Annotated in this window: 19 protein-coding genes and 2 pseudogenes; 2 read left to right on the forward strand and 19 right to left on the reverse strand. The window is 44.5% G+C overall.

The window, feature by feature from the left end:
• Window positions 1-12: 12 nt before the first annotated feature.
• The gene (locus AXX12_RS15295; RefSeq protein WP_066244652.1) at window positions 13-687 is read left to right on the forward strand and encodes a DUF4405 domain-containing protein; all 675 of its coding nucleotides are present in this window, start codon (window positions 13-15) and stop codon (window positions 685-687) included.
• A 150-nt stretch (window positions 688-837) separates the two neighbouring features.
• Here the strand turns inward: AXX12_RS15295 and AXX12_RS15300 are convergent, their stop codons facing one another.
• The 11 genes from AXX12_RS15300 to AXX12_RS15350 all read right to left on the reverse strand — a co-directional run bounded on the left by AXX12_RS15300 (window position 838) and on the right by AXX12_RS15350 (window position 12,932).
• Complete coding sequence (locus AXX12_RS15300) at window positions 838-1,566, reverse strand: carboxymuconolactone decarboxylase family protein (protein ID WP_066244655.1); 729 nt, start codon at window positions 1,564-1,566, stop codon at window positions 838-840.
• Window positions 1,567-1,660: 94 nt separating this feature from the next.
• Window positions 1,661-2,158, reverse strand: a complete 498-nt coding sequence (locus tag AXX12_RS15305) for a (R)-mandelonitrile lyase (protein WP_066244658.1) — start codon at window positions 2,156-2,158, stop codon at window positions 1,661-1,663.
• Window positions 2,159-2,245: 87 nt separating this feature from the next.
• Window positions 2,246-3,283 carry an alpha/beta hydrolase gene (locus AXX12_RS15310; RefSeq protein WP_066245209.1) on the reverse strand — a complete coding sequence of 346 codons (1,038 nt, stop codon included), beginning with the start codon at window positions 3,281-3,283 and terminating at the stop codon, window positions 2,246-2,248.
• 389 nt (window positions 3,284-3,672) lie between these two features.
• On the reverse strand, window positions 3,673-4,794 hold the full coding sequence (locus AXX12_RS15315) for an MBL fold metallo-hydrolase (RefSeq protein ID WP_066244660.1): 1,122 nt from the start codon (window positions 4,792-4,794) through the stop codon (window positions 3,673-3,675).
• Between the two features lie 241 nt (window positions 4,795-5,035).
• Entirely contained in the window at window positions 5,036-6,103 is a 1,068-nt protein-coding gene (locus tag AXX12_RS15320) for an alpha/beta hydrolase (RefSeq protein WP_066244663.1), read from the reverse strand.
• 424 nt (window positions 6,104-6,527) lie between these two features.
• Entirely contained in the window at window positions 6,528-7,625 is a 1,098-nt protein-coding gene (locus tag AXX12_RS15325; RefSeq protein WP_066244666.1) for a DUF362 domain-containing protein, read from the reverse strand.
• 368 nt (window positions 7,626-7,993) lie between these two features.
• Complete coding sequence (locus AXX12_RS15330; protein ID WP_066244669.1) at window positions 7,994-8,443, reverse strand: flavodoxin family protein; 450 nt, start codon at window positions 8,441-8,443, stop codon at window positions 7,994-7,996.
• Between the two features lie 264 nt (window positions 8,444-8,707).
• Entirely contained in the window at window positions 8,708-9,748 is a 1,041-nt protein-coding gene (locus AXX12_RS15335; RefSeq protein ID WP_066244671.1) for an alpha/beta hydrolase, read from the reverse strand.
• 21 nt (window positions 9,749-9,769) lie between these two features.
• Window positions 9,770-10,738: a carboxymuconolactone decarboxylase family protein gene (locus AXX12_RS15340; protein WP_066245210.1), complete on the reverse strand. Its 969-nt coding sequence runs from the start codon at window positions 10,736-10,738 to the stop codon at window positions 9,770-9,772.
• Between the two features lie 29 nt (window positions 10,739-10,767).
• Entirely contained in the window at window positions 10,768-11,778 is a 1,011-nt protein-coding gene (locus AXX12_RS15345) for an alpha/beta hydrolase (protein ID WP_066244674.1), read from the reverse strand.
• 47 nt (window positions 11,779-11,825) lie between these two features.
• Window positions 11,826-12,932, reverse strand: coding sequence for an alpha/beta hydrolase (locus tag AXX12_RS15350; protein WP_231881918.1), 1,107 nt, complete (start codon window positions 12,930-12,932; stop codon window positions 11,826-11,828).
• 190 nt (window positions 12,933-13,122) lie between these two features.
• Here AXX12_RS15350 and AXX12_RS15355 point away from each other — a divergent pair.
• A pseudogene (locus AXX12_RS15355) lies at window positions 13,123-13,544 on the forward strand (helix-turn-helix domain-containing protein); the annotation flags it as partial.
• Window positions 13,545-13,843: 299 nt separating this feature from the next.
• On the opposite strand, the gene AXX12_RS15360 reads toward AXX12_RS15355, so the two are convergent.
• From AXX12_RS15360 to AXX12_RS15380, 8 genes and pseudogenes are all read right to left on the reverse strand, one after another.
• Window positions 13,844-14,179: an SWIM zinc finger family protein gene (locus AXX12_RS15360; protein ID WP_066244676.1), complete on the reverse strand. Its 336-nt coding sequence runs from the start codon at window positions 14,177-14,179 to the stop codon at window positions 13,844-13,846.
• A 54-nt stretch (window positions 14,180-14,233) separates the two neighbouring features.
• Window positions 14,234-14,413, reverse strand: a pseudogene (locus AXX12_RS20220) (SWIM zinc finger family protein); the annotation flags it as partial.
• 317 nt (window positions 14,414-14,730) lie between these two features.
• A complete protein-coding gene (locus AXX12_RS15365) occupies window positions 14,731-14,946 on the reverse strand; it encodes a hypothetical protein (protein ID WP_066244679.1) in 216 nt (71 codons plus the stop codon).
• A 148-nt stretch (window positions 14,947-15,094) separates the two neighbouring features.
• A complete protein-coding gene (locus tag AXX12_RS19895; RefSeq protein WP_231881919.1) occupies window positions 15,095-15,286 on the reverse strand; it encodes a hypothetical protein in 192 nt (63 codons plus the stop codon).
• A gap of 24 nt (window positions 15,287-15,310) precedes the next feature.
• Complete coding sequence (locus tag AXX12_RS15370; protein WP_231881920.1) at window positions 15,311-16,372, reverse strand: Y-family DNA polymerase; 1,062 nt, start codon at window positions 16,370-16,372, stop codon at window positions 15,311-15,313.
• On the reverse strand, window positions 16,359-16,520 hold the full coding sequence (locus tag AXX12_RS19655) for a hypothetical protein (protein WP_197470750.1): 162 nt from the start codon (window positions 16,518-16,520) through the stop codon (window positions 16,359-16,361). Before AXX12_RS19655 ends, AXX12_RS15370 begins: the two co-directional genes overlap by 14 nt.
• Before the next feature lie 168 nt (window positions 16,521-16,688).
• Window positions 16,689-19,289, reverse strand: a complete 2,601-nt coding sequence (locus AXX12_RS15375) for a DEAD/DEAH box helicase (RefSeq protein ID WP_066244681.1) — start codon at window positions 19,287-19,289, stop codon at window positions 16,689-16,691.
• Window positions 19,286-20,218 (reverse strand): HamA C-terminal domain-containing protein, encoded by a 933-nt coding sequence (locus AXX12_RS15380; RefSeq protein ID WP_066244684.1) that lies wholly within the window; start codon window positions 20,216-20,218, stop codon window positions 19,286-19,288. The genes AXX12_RS15375 and AXX12_RS15380 overlap by 4 nt, the downstream gene beginning before the upstream one ends.

The raw sequence follows: 20,218 nt of genomic DNA on the forward strand, positions 1-20,218 counted from the left end.
GAACTTGTAAAGATGAAGCCAAAAACACTCTGTAAAATTGCCATTGATTTCTTTTTAACAATAGGCTTGTTACTGCTTATGGCATACGAGCTTATAGGAGAAGCCGTCCACGAATGGATCGGCACAGGTGTGTTGTTGCTGTGTATCCTACATCATATCCTGAATTGGAATTGGATCAGTCATTTACTGAAAGGCAACTATACCGCATATCGTATTTTGCAGACAATCGTTACTGCTTTCGTTTTTCTGTCTATAGTTGGGCTTATGATCAGCGGCATTATTCTATCCCGCCATGTGTTTGCTTTTCTGCCCATTAGCGATGGCCACTCTGTTGCAAGAACCCTACATATGCTCTGCGCTTATTGGGGCTTTGTGCTAATGTCAGCGCATATGGGACTTCATTTACACATGTTGCGGGGTGTCATGAGAAAGGTCAACCATATCGCTAAACTGTCCATGCCTCGAACCATATTTTTACGCACAATCGGTTTGCTGATTGCCGCTTATGGTATGTACGCTTTTTTTCAGCGGCAAATTGGCTCATATCTTTTTTTACAGAACGAGTTTGTATTCTTTGATTTTAACGAACCGTTGATTGCCTTTTTCGCAGACTATCTTGCCATAATGGGGCTGTTTGCCTGCGTAGGGTATTATATTTCTAAATTACTTCGGCTCCAAGGGCGCTAATTCAAATTCGTTCTTAAATTCTTTATTTTGGAATAAGTGCAGAAAGCGGTGGCATCAAGTAAGATGAGCCACCACTTTTTCAATAAATAGTTCCTAAAGCTATCGGATTAGCTCAATGTGGTTATTCCCAGAACCTTTTATGCTCTTAAATTACTTGCGTGTTCTGCTTTCTATAACCTTGTTCAGCACATCGGTCGCATTGTCGGCTTCCTGTTTGCCAACTCTGGTTTCAAGAACCGTTACCAAGTTCTTCATCTGTGCTTCGGTCAGCCCCACATTCATACCAACATTGAAATGGGAGCGAAGCTGGTTATTGACGCCGCCTAAGCTAGCCAAGGCTGAAATAGTCGCAATCTCCCGGCTCTGATAGTCCAGATTGTCGCGTCCGAAGATGTCCCCAAACAGATGGCCTTTCAGAAACTGGTCAATAGCGGGAGCGAAAGTATAGGTCGGTCCGCTAACAGGTGCACCCACCAAACTGGTCTGAACTTCCGTGCCGAGTTCAATACTGCTTTTACCGGCAGGCAAAGGACTCGCTTCCCTACCGAGTTCATCCGTGATGCCTTTAGCTTTTCGCTCCTCCAGGACGCTCATGAAGGTATTGATTCCGTTCAAGCTGCGTGGAAATCCACAATAAGCATACATCTGCACAAGAACTTCCTTAATTTCATTCACAGTCAGTCCGGCATCCAAGCCTTCGTTTAACGCAGTTTTCAGCCTTTCCAAATCACCTTTGGCGGTAAAAGCCGCAATGGTAACGATGCCTTGTTGCTTAGCATTCAATCCTGAATGAATTGTCGGCTGCGCCTGTGAAACAGCAGTCATACTAAATATGGCAAGGAATATCCCGGTTAACATTGCTGCTATTTTTTTCTTCATCAATCCATCTCCTTTACTTAAAACAGTAAGAACTCTACCAAATTGTTGATTCATTCATATATTTCCTGCCAAAAGGAGCAATGCGAAAAATGATTCATTTGGCATTGTATTGCTTATCGGTTACCTGCTCCAGCCATTCCACAGTTTTTCCATCAAGCACTCCTGAGAAAGCGAGATGGGTCATGGCTGTAGTTGGTGAGGCACCGTGCCAATGCTTGACACCAGGAGGACACCAGACCACATCACCTGGATGGATTTCGACTATCGGGCCACCCCATTCCTGCGTTAAACCAACGCCGGATGTAACAACCAGGCGCTGTCCAGCCGGATGAACATGCCAGTTAGTCCGGGCACCCGGCTCGAAGGTGATGTACGCACCGGAAAATTGTGCAGAAGGGTTAGGTCTGAACAGGTAATCAACACGGACATTGCCTGTAAAATACTTTTCAGAAGCTTTTTCCGAAGGCTGCGAGCCAACGCGAGTGATTGTTTGCGAACTATTATTTGTTTCGGCGGCTATTGCCTTTCCTGAAAAAACGGTTGCTGAAACGAGCAAAGCAAGCGACAGGATTACGGCGGTTAGTCGTCCCATTATTTTCTCTCCTTAGAATCAGAGTCCATACATGCTGCCAGTGGTTTCCCACCGGCAGCATGTATGGCAATATACCAGGACATGCAATTACAAATGTTTGCCATAGAACGCAGTCAATTTATCAATAGCCTGGTTCACATATTGCGGCATCCAATACGTCTGAATATGGGTTGCTCCTTGGAGCAGGAACAATTCCTTGTCATTTGTGCCAGTTGCTGCTGCAAAAGCTTGTTCGGTCATATAGAAAGTATCCGCGTTGCTGCCAGCCATCATCAGCAGCGGCTGGTTGATCAGATCCATATTGTTGGCCGCATCAAACCTGAATAAATCAAGATTGCTGCTCACCGTATAGCGGAACATGGAATTTGGATGTGCGTGCGTCTTACCATAGTACTCATAACCGTCACGATACAAAGACGGCATTTTGGCAAGCTGTTCCTCACTCAGATCCATATCCAGCATGTCCGGAGTATATTGTACTTCACCGCCGGCAACTTCCTGAGCTCTGGCCGCTGAAGCTTGCTGCAAACGCTGTTGAATAGTATCCTTCTGAGAATCCATGAAACCGTTACGGCGGACAATGCCTGAATTGAACATGCTGAGCGTTGCCACCGCTTTGAAACGCTTATCAGTTTGCGCTGCCTTCAGCGTATAGCCGCCACCGCCGCAGATCCCCAGGACTGCCAGGCGCTCTGCGTCAACTCCCGGATAAGAAGAAAGGACATCTGCCATGCCGTGAATGTCTTCCGTTCTATAGGCCGGTTTATCAACATTGCGTGGGAACCCACCGCTTGCTCCCTGGAAAGAGGCATCTGCCGCAATGGTGATATAGCCTTTTTCGGCCATGCGCTGTGCATAAAGACCCGCTACCTGTTCCTTGACGCCGCCATTAGGATGCGCCACAACGAGTGCCGGATATTTTTTGCTGCTTGCCTTATCATAGCCTGCCGGCGTATACACATTGGCCGAAATCTTTATGCCATTTAAATCATAAGTGATTGGATGAATATTCACCTGTCCTGGGACATTCCGGGTAATTGCTCCCTGATAAACCAGACCAAACGGATTTTTATTCGGGCTTTTGATTGTGCTTAGATCTACTTCCTGAGCGACTCTTTTTTCCATTGTCACAATGGGATGACTGCCTCGCTTCACCTCCTGTGCACTAACTTCCTGCCCGCCATACCCGATGACCATCAGCCCCAATGCAAGTATTGCTGTACGTACCATTACTCTCGAGTTCATAAAAAACCCCTTCTTTCTTCTTTAGAATTGCCACTGCCAAAAGGCTACAGCTTTATCCTGCCAGCCCTCGGCAGCCCCCTGAGATCATTACCATTATGTAGAAAAGGACTATCCCCCTTTCCTTGTGAAACAAGCTTAGTTATCTTTAGTATATAGTAGGAGAAAAGGCGACTGATATCTCAATAGTATCAAATGATTGCCGAATTCTCTCACAAGTATCAATCTACAGTGAATATCCGCGCTGCCCACACTCTCGATTGATCAATAGCTCAATTCCTTCCTTCCCACCAGGGAGAAAAGACTTGTTGCTCATTTGCAAGCTCTACCGGCTCTCCGAGCATTGGCGTAAGAAGCCTATAGTTCTTATTCTGACTAGCAGCGGTGATTCGTTGAAACGGTTCATCCCAGGGATGATTAGCAATGGCGAACTTTCCTACATGCGCCGGCAACAAAGCCTTAGCCTTCAGGTCTTCGGCCGCCTGTACCGCTTCTTCCGGTGTCATGTGTACATACGGCCAATCTTTGTCGTACTGGCCGTTATCCAAAATAACGAGATCAAATCCGTTTAGACTTTCGCCAATTTGCTTAAAATGCGGCCCATAGCCACTGTCGCCACTGAAAAAGATCCGGCGCTCGGGGGTTACCAAGGCAAAGCTTGCCCACAACGTCTTATTTCTGGTTAGCATACGCCCGGAAAAATGGCGGGCCGGCAGCACGTGAACAGTAAAATCAGTTTCCAGCTCCACTGCGGTAAACCAGTCAGCTTCATGGATGTGGCTTGTCGCAAAGCCCCATTGTTCTAAATATGAGCCTACACCTAAACCGCAGATCACCTGTTTAATTTTAGGCTTCAAGGCACTGATCGTGGGATAATCCAGATGGTCCCAATGATCGTGGGTAATCAGCAAATAATCGAGTTCCGGCATATCTTCCGCCGTGTACGGATTGGTCCCCTTAAAAGCCTTATTGACGAAAGAAACAGGGGCGGCATAAGAGCTAAATACCGGGTCAATCAGAATCCGTTTTCCACCAAGCTGTAGATAGTACGAAGAATGTCCCAGCCAAATCACGATATCCTTATTCCTATCCAAGGACATCAGATCGGTCTTTACGGCAGGAATAGGCTCTGTCGGCGCCAGTCGTTCTTTGGGAATGAAAAGATACTCCAACCATAATGAAACAGAACTGCTTCCCGCAGCGCGTGGGGGAATGGGAACTAAATTCTGAAATTGCCCGTCAGCATAATGCGGTGAACTCTTAATCCGTTCAAGGCGTGCACCTTCTGGCAGAGCCCCAAATTTAGGATGCTGTAGATAAAGGACTATCCCGAGAGCTATGATAGCAAGGATTAGTAAGGAGGCTAACAGCATTTTTCTGAGCCGCCCTTTCATGCCATTCCCCTAAAAGCTAATTCTGGATTAGGCATTGCAATTGCTAACTTGAAATGAAACCACTCGAAGTTTCGATATTGCCCCATATAATCATCTCCTCTTGAGTAGCAAATTCTTGGAATATTTTAATGAGCATAGTTTCTCTATTAAAGTTGCTGTAAGCAGTGCGAATTACACTGCCTACAGTTGGCCACAGACACTGGTTCATTGTCTGCCTTTAAACAAAGCCTTGCATTTCGCTTTATTTGGCTAGGCCCTTATCCTTCATCCATTTTTCCATCAAATTTGCAATCTGGACATTATTCAGATCTGCAAACAGAAAATGTGTGTTACCATAAACTCCGATTTCTGGCAGATGAACGATGGTCGCATCGCCGCCATAGCGGTTGATGACTGCCGCCCATTTCCGCGCAAGGTTCAGGCGCACACGCCAGTTATCCTGTCCCCAGTTATCCGTAGGTTCGGAGGGGATATTATCCCCGTAATAGACGACGATAGGAATCTTAGTGAGTTTCAGGAAGTCTTTCATCGGAATAGCCTCACCTTTTGCCGGGAACGGACTGCTTGTCGCCTCTACCTCTGGCACCTCACCCTCTGGAAAAGGGAACGCGCCCGGCTCCATTGCAACAATGCCGCGTACCTTGTCTGTCCTGATTGCCGTATACCAGCCTGGACCGCCGCCCTGCGAATGCGTCACGAGAACACCGTCGCCGGATTTTTCAAATACCGCAGCCATAGCATCCGCAATGACCTCATTATTAAACGCGCCGGTATTCGGCGTCATCTGACGGAAAAACTGGTCTAACGATTCCTTATCTCTTGGCACCTGCGCATTCTCGTAGTAGTCGGGCCATTGACCAATGCGGAAGGTATTGTACCAAAGCTGGTCATCCGGTGTCGCAGAAATCTTCTCTGGTACGGTGGAGCGTCCGGCTTTGCCGCGGCGCGGCTGGTCAACTAGATAGGTACTGTAACCGCGTTCCAAAAAGATATTCTGGAAACCGTCGCGCCCATCCGGTGTTGTCTCCCAGGTCTTTGCCGACTGCCCGGCGCCATGCAGGAACACCAGCCCGTATTTATGCGCCTTGACCGGCTTTTGGTAGAACACATAGGCATGGTCACCATGCAGTGTCTCACCATCAAGATTCGCCGGCTTTGTTCCATCGTATTCTCCCGGTGCACTCACCACCGTGCCGCCAGCCAGAAAGCTCCCTTGATCCTTAATCGTGACAGGCTTACTCATGGCCGAAGCTGAGCCAACCGTCATACTCATCGCCAAAAGTGCGGCCAACATGCTTTTCTTTACCATAAAATACCTCCTTCTGTGTTTATCACATTTGTATTCTTTCTAATCAATATAATCCTCAATGTTCTAGCCCTCCTTGTACAATTATTTATCCCAATACGATACTGGAGATAACCGGTACAAGTAAAATGTATCACCTTTATTATGCTATAAAATAAAGAAAACCGTTATCTCATTCCTATTAAATAATTGCCTAATCCTATCATATCCCCTTGTTTCATCTGTATAAATCAAGGAGGGATAGGTCATGAAAAAATTCTAGTGTTGTCCCTTGCATTAATACTGGGTCTCTCCCTAACAGCCTGCACTGGCAATAACTGCGGCGACAGACAAGAAACGTCTCCAGCCAGAATAATAAAAAGGCAGCTGAGCTAAAGCCCAGCTGCCTTCGCGGGTAATTCAAAGAATTTAACCCTACTACAATACATCAAATTTCTATCAAGTTATATTCCCGACTGCCCATTCCTAAAATCTCCATGTATTCAAGCTGGTGCAAACCAAGGCGGGATTCCATGCGCTCAACAATATCACGGCGTTGGTCGGCAGGCATCTGATAGATAAGGTCTACACACGCCTGGTCAGCTGCCAGAATATCTGTCGAACCAATAATACCGATGTCATCACAAGTTGGTTTTGCGGCGCTAACCCCAGCGCAGTCGCAGTCAACAGAAATATTCTTCAAAACATTCATATACGTGATATGACCTTTAAAGTGATCAGTAGTGGCCTTTCCGGATTCCACCATCCGCTCCAAGAATCCTTTTCCGAGTGACCAGCCTTCCCCGTGAATCATTCGTTTGCCTTCCCTGGAGGCCATACCAATGCCGATATTCTTTAAAGAACCGCCGAAACCACCCATTGCATGTCCTTTAAAATGTGTGTAGACAAACAAGGAATCATACTTGCGTACATTTTTCCCTATCGCGATTTCCTGCAAATGAACTCCTGGCTCAAATGGAAATGTTCCGCCAAAATTATCGATTTGTTTATCGAGAAATTCTTTCACACCTGTCGACAGCATAACATCCCCGCCCTCATCCAGGATATCGACAGGACAAAAGTCAAAGCCATTGCTCTTAATCGTTTCGCGGTGCGTCTTTGTTTCCCGGCGCGGACTTTTATACATCACGTTGCATTCGACGATTGCACTATGTGGAATCTTTCTTTGCAGACTTTTAATATATTCAATCGGCAGCAGATTCGGCCCGTGCGGCTCACCGGTATGTAGTTTAATTCCTACTCTGCCGGTAATTCCCTGGTTAATCTTTTCATAAATCTTTTGTACGCCTTCCGGGCTCAAGTCCCGCGTAAAATATACAACAGGCTTGCCTGGATCATACGACGAAACAGCGTGTGATCCAGTCCAAGTCACTTGCTTCTGCCCTTTTTCCTGCGCATGTGCAATGACCTGGCTAAACGACGGAATTGCAGCCAGTGCAGCCACTGTACCACCGGCAAATTTTAGAAAATTACGCCTGGTAAAATCCTTTGTGCTTTTCTCTTGCTGATCATGCGTTGTTTTCACTTTTTCCGCTCCTCTTCCCTATATTCGCACCCAGAACTTACATAAACCAAAGCTTAAGAATAGTACTACGTTAAAATACGGACTTAATTGCTAAAATCAATTCTATCTCGCATATTTCTCTCACTTATAAAGAAGTCTAGCATTTGGAGTTAACACCAAGTCAAGCATTTTAGAGGAATATGGGTAAAATTCACTCCTTGATATATCAGAAGGTCCTGTACTGCAAGCGGTTCTTGACTACACAGGACCTTTTATTAAGAAAACATACTTTCTTTTTTGGTAAAGTTCTTGCCTTCCACCGATAGTCGATTCTCTCTTACCCATTCCCAGCTCTCTTCCCAGACATAGCGGTTGGCATCTTTTAACGATTAAAGTTTTTCTGATAAAATTTTGGCTTCGCTTCTGTTCGTTGCCATTCCCATATATGTCATACCGTAAAGTGATGCAAAACGCTTCATGGTATATTCACCTGCTTCCAGCATCCACTTCTCCGGTGCCGCACCTTGGAACAGGAAGAACAGCTTCCTCTCACTAAGTTCTCCCTGCCTCACTGGGCCATAGAATCGATCCAGCAATGTACGAACCGCGCCGCTCAAATTGTGCCAGTAAAGTGGCGAACCGATCACGATCATCTCAGCTTCTTTCATCTTTGTCAACACTTCACCGAACTGATCTCCGGGCAGTTCCTGTCCAAAGGTATTGATTCTGTAATCCGCGAGGTTCAACGTCTCATATTCTTTGGCCTTCAGAAGCTCTTCAGCCAGTGCTGCCGTATTGCCGTTCTTCTCCGGACTTCCGTTGATAAATAAAATTCCCATGCTCTTTTCCTCCTACACGCATTCCTTAATATATCAAAGATTTCAACCCGATCCAGCTTCCTTGCTCATCCCGCTGTCAGATTGCAGGTATTTGCGATTTTCCTTTATTTCAAATGCAGACTGTCCAGCCACTCGGCTTCGTCGCTGTCTCCGTGCTGCCATCAGAGTTTGAGCCGCAACCGACAAGAAGTACCGATGATAGCAGGGAAAACAGTAGCGAAACCAATGAATCTTTTCATAATAGCCTCATGGCATATCAGATAATCAGAGTTTCTTACCGAGAAACTCCACCAGCTTGCCGACTGCCTGCTCCACATATTCCGGCTTCCAGTAGGTTTCGATGTGGGTTGCACCTGGAATCAGGAACAACTCCTTGTCATTCGTTCCGGTCGCTGCGGCAAATACCTTCTCTGTCATATAGAATGTATCTGCGACGGTTCCGGCCATCATTAGCAATGGCTGATTGATCAAATCCGCATTGTCCGAAGCATCGAAGCTCATCAGATCAAGAAAGCTGCTTACTGTATAACGGAAGGTAGACTGCGGATGGCGGTGGGTTTTTGCATAGTAATAATAGCCGTCACGATAGAGCCCGGCTGGCAGAGTCTTTGCCTGCTCCTCCGGCATATCACACATATCAGGTGTATAGAGCACCTCGCCACCCTCGACTTCCTGCTGACGCGCTTTGGAAGCATTCAGAAGTCTCTCCTGAATAGTGGCCGTCTGGCTATCGAGAAATCCGTTTCTTCTAACCACACCGGAATTAAACATGGATAGAGTCGCAACAGCTTTAAATCTCTTGTCCGTCTGTACCGCCTTGATCGTATAGCCGCCTCCGCCGCAGATGCCGAGGATGCCAATCCGTTCACGGTCAACGCCGGGATACTGTGCAATGATGTCAGCTGCACGATGAATATCCTCGATACGATGGGCAGGTTTATCCGTATTGCGCGGCATTCCCTCGCTGCCACCCTGATAGGCCGCATCCATTGCCATGGTAATATAGCCATGCTTCGCCAGTTGCTGCGCATAGTTTCCTGCGACCTGTTCCTTCACTCCGCCATTCGGATGTGCGACCACAACGGCTGGATACGTCTTGCTGTCATTTTCCCGATAGCCTGCCGGAGTGTAGACATTGGCCGCAATTCGTAGTCCGTTAAGGTCATAGGCGATTGGGTGTATATTTACCTCACCTTCTTTAGTTTCTGTGATTGCTCCCTGATAAACCAGTCCAAACAGGTTATCATTGTGGGTGTTCTCCGCTTTGATTTCCTCTATTGTCTTCACTGTAAATGCTTTGCTCATTGTAATATCCTCCATTTTTGATTAATTAATTTTTTTGTAATCTTCCTCTGTGACGGGCTCCAGCCATTCAACTGACGCTCCTTCTGCAGGTACGGAAAGTGCAACATGAACAAATCGGCTGTCCTTTGCCGCTCCGTGCCAATGCTTTACCTCAGCTGGGATATTGACAACATCACCCCGTGCAAGCTTCTGCGGTGCTTCTCCCTCTGCCTGATACCAGCCGTTTCCCTCCGTGCAGAGAAGAATCTGTCCGCCCTTATGATGGATATGCCAGTTATTTCGGCATCCCGGTTCAAAGGTGATATTGGTCACCCGCATCGGGTCGGTAACCAATGCGTTTGCGAAACTCTGGCCGCTGAAATATGCTGCATTTCCGGTATTCTCCGCGCCGAGACCGAAGAGCGGTCTTCTTAACACCTTCTCGTCGATCAGCTTTCTCCATGCGACCGTTTCTTCCTCGGTAAAACCCTGCGATTGGCAGATACCGGTATGCGTTCGCAACTGAGCCTCCGCTCCGGGAAGCGTTGCGATCACGCTGATCGTCACAAGCTCTCTTTCTTCCCGTGTCAGAATTCCTCTGGAAAAGAGATCACAGAAGAGATGTTCTTTCAGGAAATCATCGATCCCCGGTGCAAAGAGTGCATAAGCAGCTGTCGGACGAACCCCGGTCAATTCTTCTCTGGCCTGTTTCCCGTATAAATTCTTATCCGTTCCCTCCGGCAAAATATCTGCCGCAGCGCCCTCGGTATCTTTGATGCCATTTTCCTCGCGTTCTTTCAAGACCGCCATTAGTGCTCCGATGCCATTCAGTGCCCTTGGAAATCCACAGTAGGCATAGCAATGCATCAGAATCTCACGAAGTTCACTGATCGTGAATCCATCATCCAATGCGTCGATCAGTTCTTTTTTTAATGAACTCATATCGCCAACCGCCGCATAGGCAGCGCTTAGAGCGATGTGTGTTTTTCTTTTCGATAAAATCTGCTCCATATTTGTCCCAATTCCTTTCGCCAAGACAATCACACCAGCTGATTCTCTCGAATCCAATGATCCATCAGCTCTGCGATTTCGACATTATTCTTTTCCACAAACGGAAAATGTGAGTTTCCTGTAATTCCGGCATCTGGGAGCGAAACGACCTTCGCATTCCCGCCATGACGATTAATGCATTCTGCAAAGAGTACCGCCATCTCCCTGCGAGCTCGCCAATGATCCTGCGGCCAGTCCGTTGACGCTTCTCCCGGAATAAAATCGCCATAGTAGATGCAGATCGGCAACTTTGTCAGACGCTCAAATTCTTCCATGGGAATGCCTGCTGCGGAAAGGGGACCAAAAGGACTCAAGGATGTAATCGGGTCCGGCACCTCGCCCTCCGGGAATACAAAACCGCTTCCCGGCTCAAATGCAATCACGCCCTGCACCTTGTTGCTTAAGATGGCTGTTCTCCAGCCAGGACCCCCACCCTGTGAATGCGTCACAAGAATGCCTTTTTGCAGCTTCTCAAATAATGCTGCAATCGCATCCGCAATTACCTTCTCGTCGTAATCTCCGGTATTTGGCGTCATCCAGCGGAGGAACTGATCCATTGCCTGCGCTCCTTCCGGAAACTGCGCCCCCTCTCTGAGATTTGGCCATGTTCCCAACCTCCATGTATGATACCAGAGCTGGTCATCTGTTTTCCCTGAGACACTGCCATACAAAGTGCTTCTACCTGCTTTACCACGTCTTGGCTGGTCGACCAGATACACGCCATAGCCCTTTCTTAAAAAGAGGGTGTCCAAACCTTCTCTGCCGTCCGGTGTCATGCTCCATGCAATTCCGGAGGACAAAGCTCCGTGCAGGAACACCAGAGAATTTTGGGGTTCGTCCGCCGGGATCTGGTACGATACATAAGCATGATCTCCGTGAAGTGTCTGTCCGGACGGATCTCCCGGATTCTCGTAATTGATTTTGCCCGGTGTAGTTTTTATCACTCCTCCGGTTATAAAACTGCCCTGTTCTCTAATAATCAAGGGTTCTTTTTCTGCCATACCATAATCTCCTTGTATATCAGACTAAACTATCGTCCGTTTCTTTCTTACATTTGACGTTCCCAGAAAGCCACTGCATCGTTGATCCAGCCATCCGCCACCGTTCCTGTACCGAGACCAAATCCATGGCTAAGCCCTTTGTAAGCATGAAATTCTGTTGGAATGCCATAACTGTCCAACTTTTTCAGCCTGCTCTGCATCGTTCTCCAGCTTGCAATACCATCGTTTGTTCCGACGCATGCATAGGTCGGCGCATCCTTTCCTGAAGCCGTAGAGTATCCGGTATACTGCATAATGACAGCTGCAGCCTGCGGAATATCCGGTCTTCCATAAGCCGCCATGCTATCACTGTTGCCAAGCGCCGCCGCCATTCTCGCTCCGGCGGAACCTCCCCAGAGGGAATACCCCTCCGGATCAACCTCAAGTTCTTTTGCGTTGTCATAAATAAACGCAATCGCCCGTGCAAGATCTGTGTACGGATCATCGGGCCGATAAATCAGAGCAAAGACATTGTATCCTTTTTTACTCACTTCCAGTGCATGTGGAAAGCTGTCATGCATTGCTCCGACATACATAAAACCGCCACCTGCATTCATGACTGCAAATTTTGCGCCGGGCTTTCCCTTGAAGAAAAACAAACCCGTATTTTTTTTCGACGGATTAGAAGCTATTTCTTGCTCTGAATAGATCGGATAGAAGATTGTTTCGCCATGCTCAGCCCGGCTCTTTAAGTCATTCACGATCTCTACTGTTTTTTCTTTCTTTATATCCGAGTACCAGACATATACATTACTACTACTGATATCTGCAATGGTCATATCCCCGGTTACTGTTCTGTCTACCGGGAAAAGGAGCCTTCCAAAATCGCCAAATACAGGGGCATTGATAATTTCTGATACCGTTGTATTTTCTGTCACAGGATTCGCACTGATCTTCGTTTCTTCCTGAGTCACATTATTATGATTCACTTCCTCTTTGTCACTGCCTTTAGATGTTATTGTCTGCACATTTGAGGATTCTGCATTTTGTACCTGTGCAATCTGTTCACTTTCACTTTGAACTGAGGCCGAAGTTACCGTTCTGGTTCCGCAGCCGGTCATACTGATCAGAAAGATCACGGCAACTGCCGCTGCAAATAATACCGGTCTTTTCAATAACAGTTCACCTCTTTCCGTTCATTTTGCATTTGATTTCTTCGATATCGGCTCCCAACGCCTGGACCGTCGCCCTGCGAATCTGTCATGAGAACATAAATGTATGAAATGAACTTTGACATCTTTATTATGCACCAAATGAAACAGTACCTGATATCTCATTTATACCAAATGATTGCCCAATCATATCACAAAGAAACTTCTCTATCGGGTTCTGTAGGGCAGTATGGGATTACGCTGGAACAGCTTGCGATCGAAGGAAGCTATACCTATCGAATTAAAAACGTCATTGAACGCCTCATGCATCGCTATGATCAGGCTTTTCGGATTGAAGACCTGGCGGAAATGGCAAATATGAGTGTTTCTTCGTTTCATCGGCACTTTAAAGAGGTAACCGCCATGAGTCCTCTGCAGTTCCAAAAACAACTGCGCTTATACGAAGCAAGGCGCCTCTTATTATCCGAGGCAGCCGATGCCGCTGAAGTCACATTTCGGGTAGGCTATGAAAGCCCATCACAGTTCAGTCGGGAATATTCCCGTATGTTTGGCCTGCCGCCGAAAGAAGATCTAAAGCGTGTAAAAGTCAGTTATAACCAACAGACAGATGAATAAAAACCATTCGGGGGAGTGCGATAATATCTGCACTCCCCCGAATGGTTTTAAGTGATTGATACAATTAGGCAAGCATTGACAAAAGAAAAAACCTGAACTGGATTTTCCTGTTTTATATCCTTTTAAGTTGGGCTCAACGTGTTAGACGTAAACCCAAAAGCCTAATGTTTTCTCCCTTTGTCTGCGGAAACATATACCATTTTCCCCCGCAGCCCATGAACCAGGTCTACCTGGCTTCACGGGCTGTGTTTTCTTTGCAGTAGAACTGTACATTCACGTGTTTTGCTGAAATGATCGATCTATTTAGCTTTAATTACAAACATTGTTCCTTCGCTTGAAACCTGATATTGTGGCTCTTCATCAAGCGGTTTTTCAAGAATGCCCAATTCGACTGCTAATCGATAAATGTGCTTACAAGGAAATCTTCTTTCACTGAAATCAGGGCAAGTACATTCCTTAAGGCTGACAGTATAGCCATTGATCACGGCCGTTTGCTCGTTCACATGCAGGTTCTTAACTGTTATGCCAGCTTCAAAGGTTCTCTTATACCTTGCTTTTTGCGTCCAATCTTTATGAATTCCTGGATTCCAATTACCCCAGTCATTTGTTGACGGATAGGCTGCTAAAATAGTCATACTCTTCTCATCGTCACTGTCAGCAGCATGAAGTTCTATGTAGCCTAATTGATGTGCCAAACTATACATATGTTTACAGGGTAGTTTGCGTTTTACAAAATCGTTACAGGTACACTTGCCGAGGGTAGTCGTATACGGCTTTTTTCCAGACCCGGCAAATATGCCAGTTAGTGTTTTATCATCAAGCTCCAGTGGTTGGTGTTTCGGTTCGGCAGCAGAAAATTGACGCTTAATTTAGTCCGGCTGCTGATGTAAGTCTGCTGACCATTGCGACCATTTTGCTATAGTATCCAACTCGTTACCCCTCCTTTTTAATGTTCAGGTTCGAGTCCTTTTACGTAAATCCTCTCTGTGACAGGCACCTCTTTCAAAGGTAATTGTTGGTATTTAATACATCTTACAACGATAGTAACCAATCCTTTCCCTTAAATATGTAAAGACAGGAACCAATATTCTACTGGCTTCCTGTCTTTAATGGTGCGATATAAAGATTTATGAATGCAGAAACATGATAAGATGAACCCAGAGACGATGCGGCAAGCAAAAGTAACTTATGCATTTCGTTTTTTAAGAACTTCCTGAGCTTTATAAAAAGTGTCAGCACTGATTAACGGTTCTGTTTCTATAATCTTCCACTCTCCACCGGCTTTATTCGTATTGAAATTCTTCCCAAACCCGAGTCTGATCTCTTCAAGCTTTTGCTTATTACGTTCGACAGCATCCATAATTACTTTGCGCATTATTAGGTCTTCGATTTTGGATTTCATTGTACGTCCCCTTTTTGTCATCCTTGTATTATCCCCTTATGGTCTAACATTCTAACTCTAATAATATTAATCAGTCAATAAAATATTAAACTGCCGCCAGATTCTTAAAGCGTTGCCTGACGTTTTTCCTTCGTACGGCCCCCTTACATCATTCACTTTTTCCTTTATGTCCGCCCACATAATCCGCCCGTTCAAGGAAGGTTCCGCCAGCCATCGACCCAGCATAAAAGATCGCTTTTTTGCCAAATCGCTTCCGAAGATCATCTACTACTCTATCCATGGCATGCTTCTCGTCTTCTCCTTCAAAAAATAGTTCCAACTGTTCCTGTCCTTGTGACACGATTTTCCCTGCAGTAATATTTACCTATCGCACCGGTTCACCCCGCCACCGCTTAATAAACTCCTGGCGTGCTGCTTCACTAATGATATCTGTTGAGTTCTCCGGGCGAATTAGCTTAATTCGTGCAGTAAAACCCATCTGTAAATTCCTATCCGAGTATCCTATTCCCAAATATACCTCTTGGCATTTTTCCTGGTGCTTACGCAGCCTGGCGCATACATCTCCCACCATTTCCTTGATGATCATTAGAATTTCTGCTTTTACATCGTAATCCCGCATCAATATCTGGTTCTTACTATAGGATTTACTTTTCGGCCGCTCCTTCTGGCTAATGATGCTAGCATCCAAGCCCCACGCGTGATAATATAACTGCAATCCCATTACGCCTAGAGTTTTCTGCAACGACATCGGATTGGCGTGGGCCAACGCCTCAATCGTATAAATACCCATTCGCTTGAGTTTAGCATCGTATCCTCGGGATATGCCCCAAAACGCGGTCAGAGGCTGTATCTTCCATACTGTTTCCGGCACCATTTCATACGTCCATTTCGCAATCCATGGTGGACGCTTTTTAGCCTCATTATCCAGTGCCAGTTTTGCCAACAGCGGATTATCACCAATACCTATAGTCACTATAAGACCCAGCTCATCCTTCACCATCTTTAAGATAGCTTCCGCAATCGCCTCTGCCGGTCCGAACAAATTGTGCGATGCAGTAACATCCAATAGGGACTCATCAATGCTATAGACGTGTAGATCTTCATCCGGTACAAACCGGCGGAATATGTTCTGTATGGCCTGGTTCACATGGATATATAGTGCCATATTGGGTTCTACAATTATAATCGGGGAACGCTTGGGAATTTCGAAGAGCCGATTTCCGGTTTTAATATTGTATTCCGATTTAACCCTCGGGCTGCTGGCCAGTACAATCGCACCGCTTCTCCTTATATCCGATACTACAGCAATATATCCTTCTAGCGGGTCAATCCCCCGTCGAACCGCCTCTACGGATGCAAAAAACGACTTTGCGTCAATGCACAATATGCTCCTGTGGGGAAAACGGGAAAAATCAACGAGCTCCATCGCTTTTGCCTTCTTGCTCTTTCATCTGCTCGCTATGCTCAGACAGAAGCATTCCCGCCCACTTGATCATACATCGGTCGACGTAAAATATCCGAGCCATCTGCTGGTAAATAGGGATACTCAGTAAATCTATCGTATGTTCGCTCATTTACTATCCACCTCCATATGTACATAATACCGGAACATATGTTCTGTGTAAATGTCGACGGACGTGGTAATTTCTTCTAATTTATAAAGCCGACTAAGATGGTCATCAAAACCACCCTAGCCGGCGTTTCCTTTCACGCTCAATCTCCATACCACAAAAGATTCAGACCTAATCTATAAATAATTCTGGAATATTATATTTCACCTCTTTTGCCTCGCGTTGAATACTTTTACTTTGGCATGACAAAAGACTATTTTTTAATACATATTCGCCATTTATTTGAGCCACATATTCTCGATGGGTTTTTATATAGGTAGATGCTTCTCTCGAAAAACCATTTCTTTGCAACATTATGGTCAGAGGATTTGTTGTCCCATATTCCACATACTCGTACCAGTCATTCTGGATCGCGGACAGCTTGTGGTGCATTTTGTATTCGACTGAGAACTTTAAAAAATAGTTTGAAATTCTAAAAAGTATCACATCTTCAATCGCATTCAAAGTGGCTGAAATAACTATATTTTTATGTTCTCTTGAATCATTATAATTAACAAGTTCTCCATTTATTTCTACTCCCGAAGAGGGGTTTGTCTTCTTATGATCGATGGCAGCTTTCATAATAAGGCTTAAACCATTTCCTTGAATCCACTGGGCAAGGATAACAGCATACCATCTTAATTTGCCGTGCTGCCCAGTTTTTTTACTTTTATGTCCAAGCGTAGAAGATTCATATACTTCCCATTTGTAAATCTCACATAATTTCTCAAGGAAAGCTAACAGCTCGTTATAATCAGGATTACCAGATACATTGAAACTGGGATATTTTAATCCTTTTGCTATTGCCATACTGAGGTTATCCATTTGATCTACGGATACGTTAATATCATCATCCGTTTTTGTTTTTGCACGGAATAAGGCAGTAATTTTTTCTTCGTCTTGTTGGCTTAGTAAGTTTGCAAACTCTTTTTTGACAACACTATTATTATTACCTGAAACAATATCCCTCAAGAGGATTATCGCAAATCTCCGCATAAGTGAATACTCATCCGCCGATTGGTTCTTAGGATACTTAAGTAATTCTATTTTTCCAGCAAGCAAGCTTTCAATGATTTTCCGTTTTTGTGGTTTTGTCAATTCGGTTACTATTGAAAGCCTTTGCTCAGGAACATCCTTCTGTAATAATTCAATGTACCTTTCTTGCTCGATCTTATTGTCAGTTCTCACTAAAAATACATTACCATAAAGATTGAACTCAATCCGACCAACACGACCAATAAGATTCCTGAAATCAACAGGAGTCATATTGGAAAGTCCGTTCTTATAGCTTGTAATAAACAAATTGTCTGCTGGAAGATTGACTCCCTCTACCAAGGTGCTTGTACAAAATATCGTTTTAATCAAACCTTGTTTAAATAAATCCTCTATCCGCATGCGAATATCGGACGGGAGATACCCTATATGATACGCGACACCTCTGGACAGCACCTCCGCAAGATAGTAGTCACCGTGAATCTCATTTTTTATATCCCTTGCCAAAGCCAGCAGATCTGAATTTTGTACCTGGGGCAACAGTTTTGAATATTCAAGAGCAAAACTAACTGCTTTAGCCGTTGAACTGCAATACACGATATTTTGAGAATTTCTTCCGATCAGGGAAACAAACTCACTCAATGAGATACTTCTATTGAATTTGCCAATTTGCGAAAGTTTGTGGCTACGGTCATTATATGAGTGTGCACAGTTCTCGATTAAGTCTACTAAGTATTTCATTTGGCTTACGGGCGTAAAAGCACTTGTCAATTTGCTTTCACTTGTTAATTGTGCACCAGGAATCAAATTTAGATAGATTTCTGGATTTGGAATATTAGGTGATAAAAAAACCATATGAGTTTTATGGTTCCTTTTTGAAAGCATATCTATAACCTTGTAATAAAATGGGCTCCGGCTATCTCTGCTGGAAATCTTATGCGCCTCGTCAATAAATAAATAATCAATCTTAAAGCCTGGTTTATCCAGTAACAAATACAGCAATCGCTCCGGCGTTAATGTCAAAACAAAATTATGTTGTTGCTGCAAAGACAAAGCACCTGCCGAAGTAACAACGCGATAATCGTGTTCTGCAAGCAGATCTTTCAGGTCTTCAATAATCTTACTTGAAACTTCATTGATGAGCGCCTTTGTAGGAATCAATATAGCAAAATTTTGTTGCGCTCCATCTAAAATCTGTTTTTTAATAAACATACGTATAACAAAAGATTTTCCCATTGATGTCGGGCCGGAATAGCTAAAATATTGGTCATTCAATTTATCATATATATTTTTTTGTGACCTAAAAAATTGCTGCGACGGCTCGGCCGGAATACGTAATAATTCTTTTGCGAAACCAATATAAATTCGGTCGAGCATGTCCGCGCTCTTATATTCTGCGGCTCGCAGATCTAAACCGCGAAAATTTCCTGTGTTCGTCAGCACCGAACCGATGCAATATTGAACATTAGAATCCTCCGGGTATAGTGTGTGTAACAAGGCAGCAATTTCCTGTGCCCATATTTTATGTATTTCAGAGTTCTTGATATTAGTTGATTTTGAAAGAATGTCCGCAAAACGTATGGCATGGATGATGTTGATAGGTTTTGGCTTTGCCTTATTGTTGTTAAATAGTAACAACGAATAGTTATATAGAATATTCTCGTATAATTCATTCAAATAGTCGTTTTTATCAATATCTACAAAAAGTGCGTCACCCAAAGTTCTGGCCACTTGTATCATTCTCCTTTCAACTTTTTGATGATAGCGGCTCTATCATTGGAGGCATCATCAAAAGGAATAACATAGAAATAGAATGAGTAGCCCGACATTTTTGCATTTATAATTTTTTTCGCGATATGTGCAGCATTCGTTTGTATATCGTTAGCCATTTTATCTAATACTGCTTTCCGGTAATCAGCATTCGAATACTGTGAAGCATCTATCCCAATTGTATATCCAAGAAAAACCCCAAACGCTCTGTCAATATTAATGCTTAAATCTCGCTTCGAGGGAATAATCAAATTTTTTATATAATCAATTGTCGCTTCGTTAAACGACTCATTGAATATATTGCTTTCTACCAGTCTTAACTCATTGTCAGGTTTAGCATTTATTTTAGTAAGGGAATCAAAAGCATCATCTATGGCATCCTTTAAACTGCCAATAATTTTGGATTCTCCTAAAACCAATTGATAGTAGGGTTCACCTGCTGAATTTTTATCGCACAACAGATGAACACCATCGCTCCCAAACACATATTGATTCCCGGATGTTTTGAGCTCAACTTTGCTGAGTAGCTTTGGAGCATTTAGTTTTTGCTCTAAGAAAAGGTATAGGAGAATTTCACCGAGTTCACCGCCAGCTCCTTTGTCTTTTGGATTGGAGGCATTACGTAGGAGTTCTATTGCTTTAAGTCCGATGGCTTCTTCTTCACCATCCAAACGAAATCTTTCTATCGCAGCCCTCGAAAATACATACCGACCAATATTTTTTTGCAGAAATCTATGAAGAGCGGTGTGCGAAAATGCGTTGTTAGAGATATCCAAACAGTAAATACGCAGACAATGCGGGTTCTTAAGATTCAAGCTACATGCGTGTTTCACTTCTATAAACACAGAATCAAAACCACTCGGTATGCTCGTGCTTTTTAACAACGAATTATCCGACAT

It is taken from the genome of Anaerosporomusa subterranea, assembly GCF_001611555.1.
In the GTDB taxonomy this organism is placed as follows: domain Bacteria; phylum Bacillota; class Negativicutes; order Sporomusales; family Acetonemataceae; genus Anaerosporomusa; species Anaerosporomusa subterranea.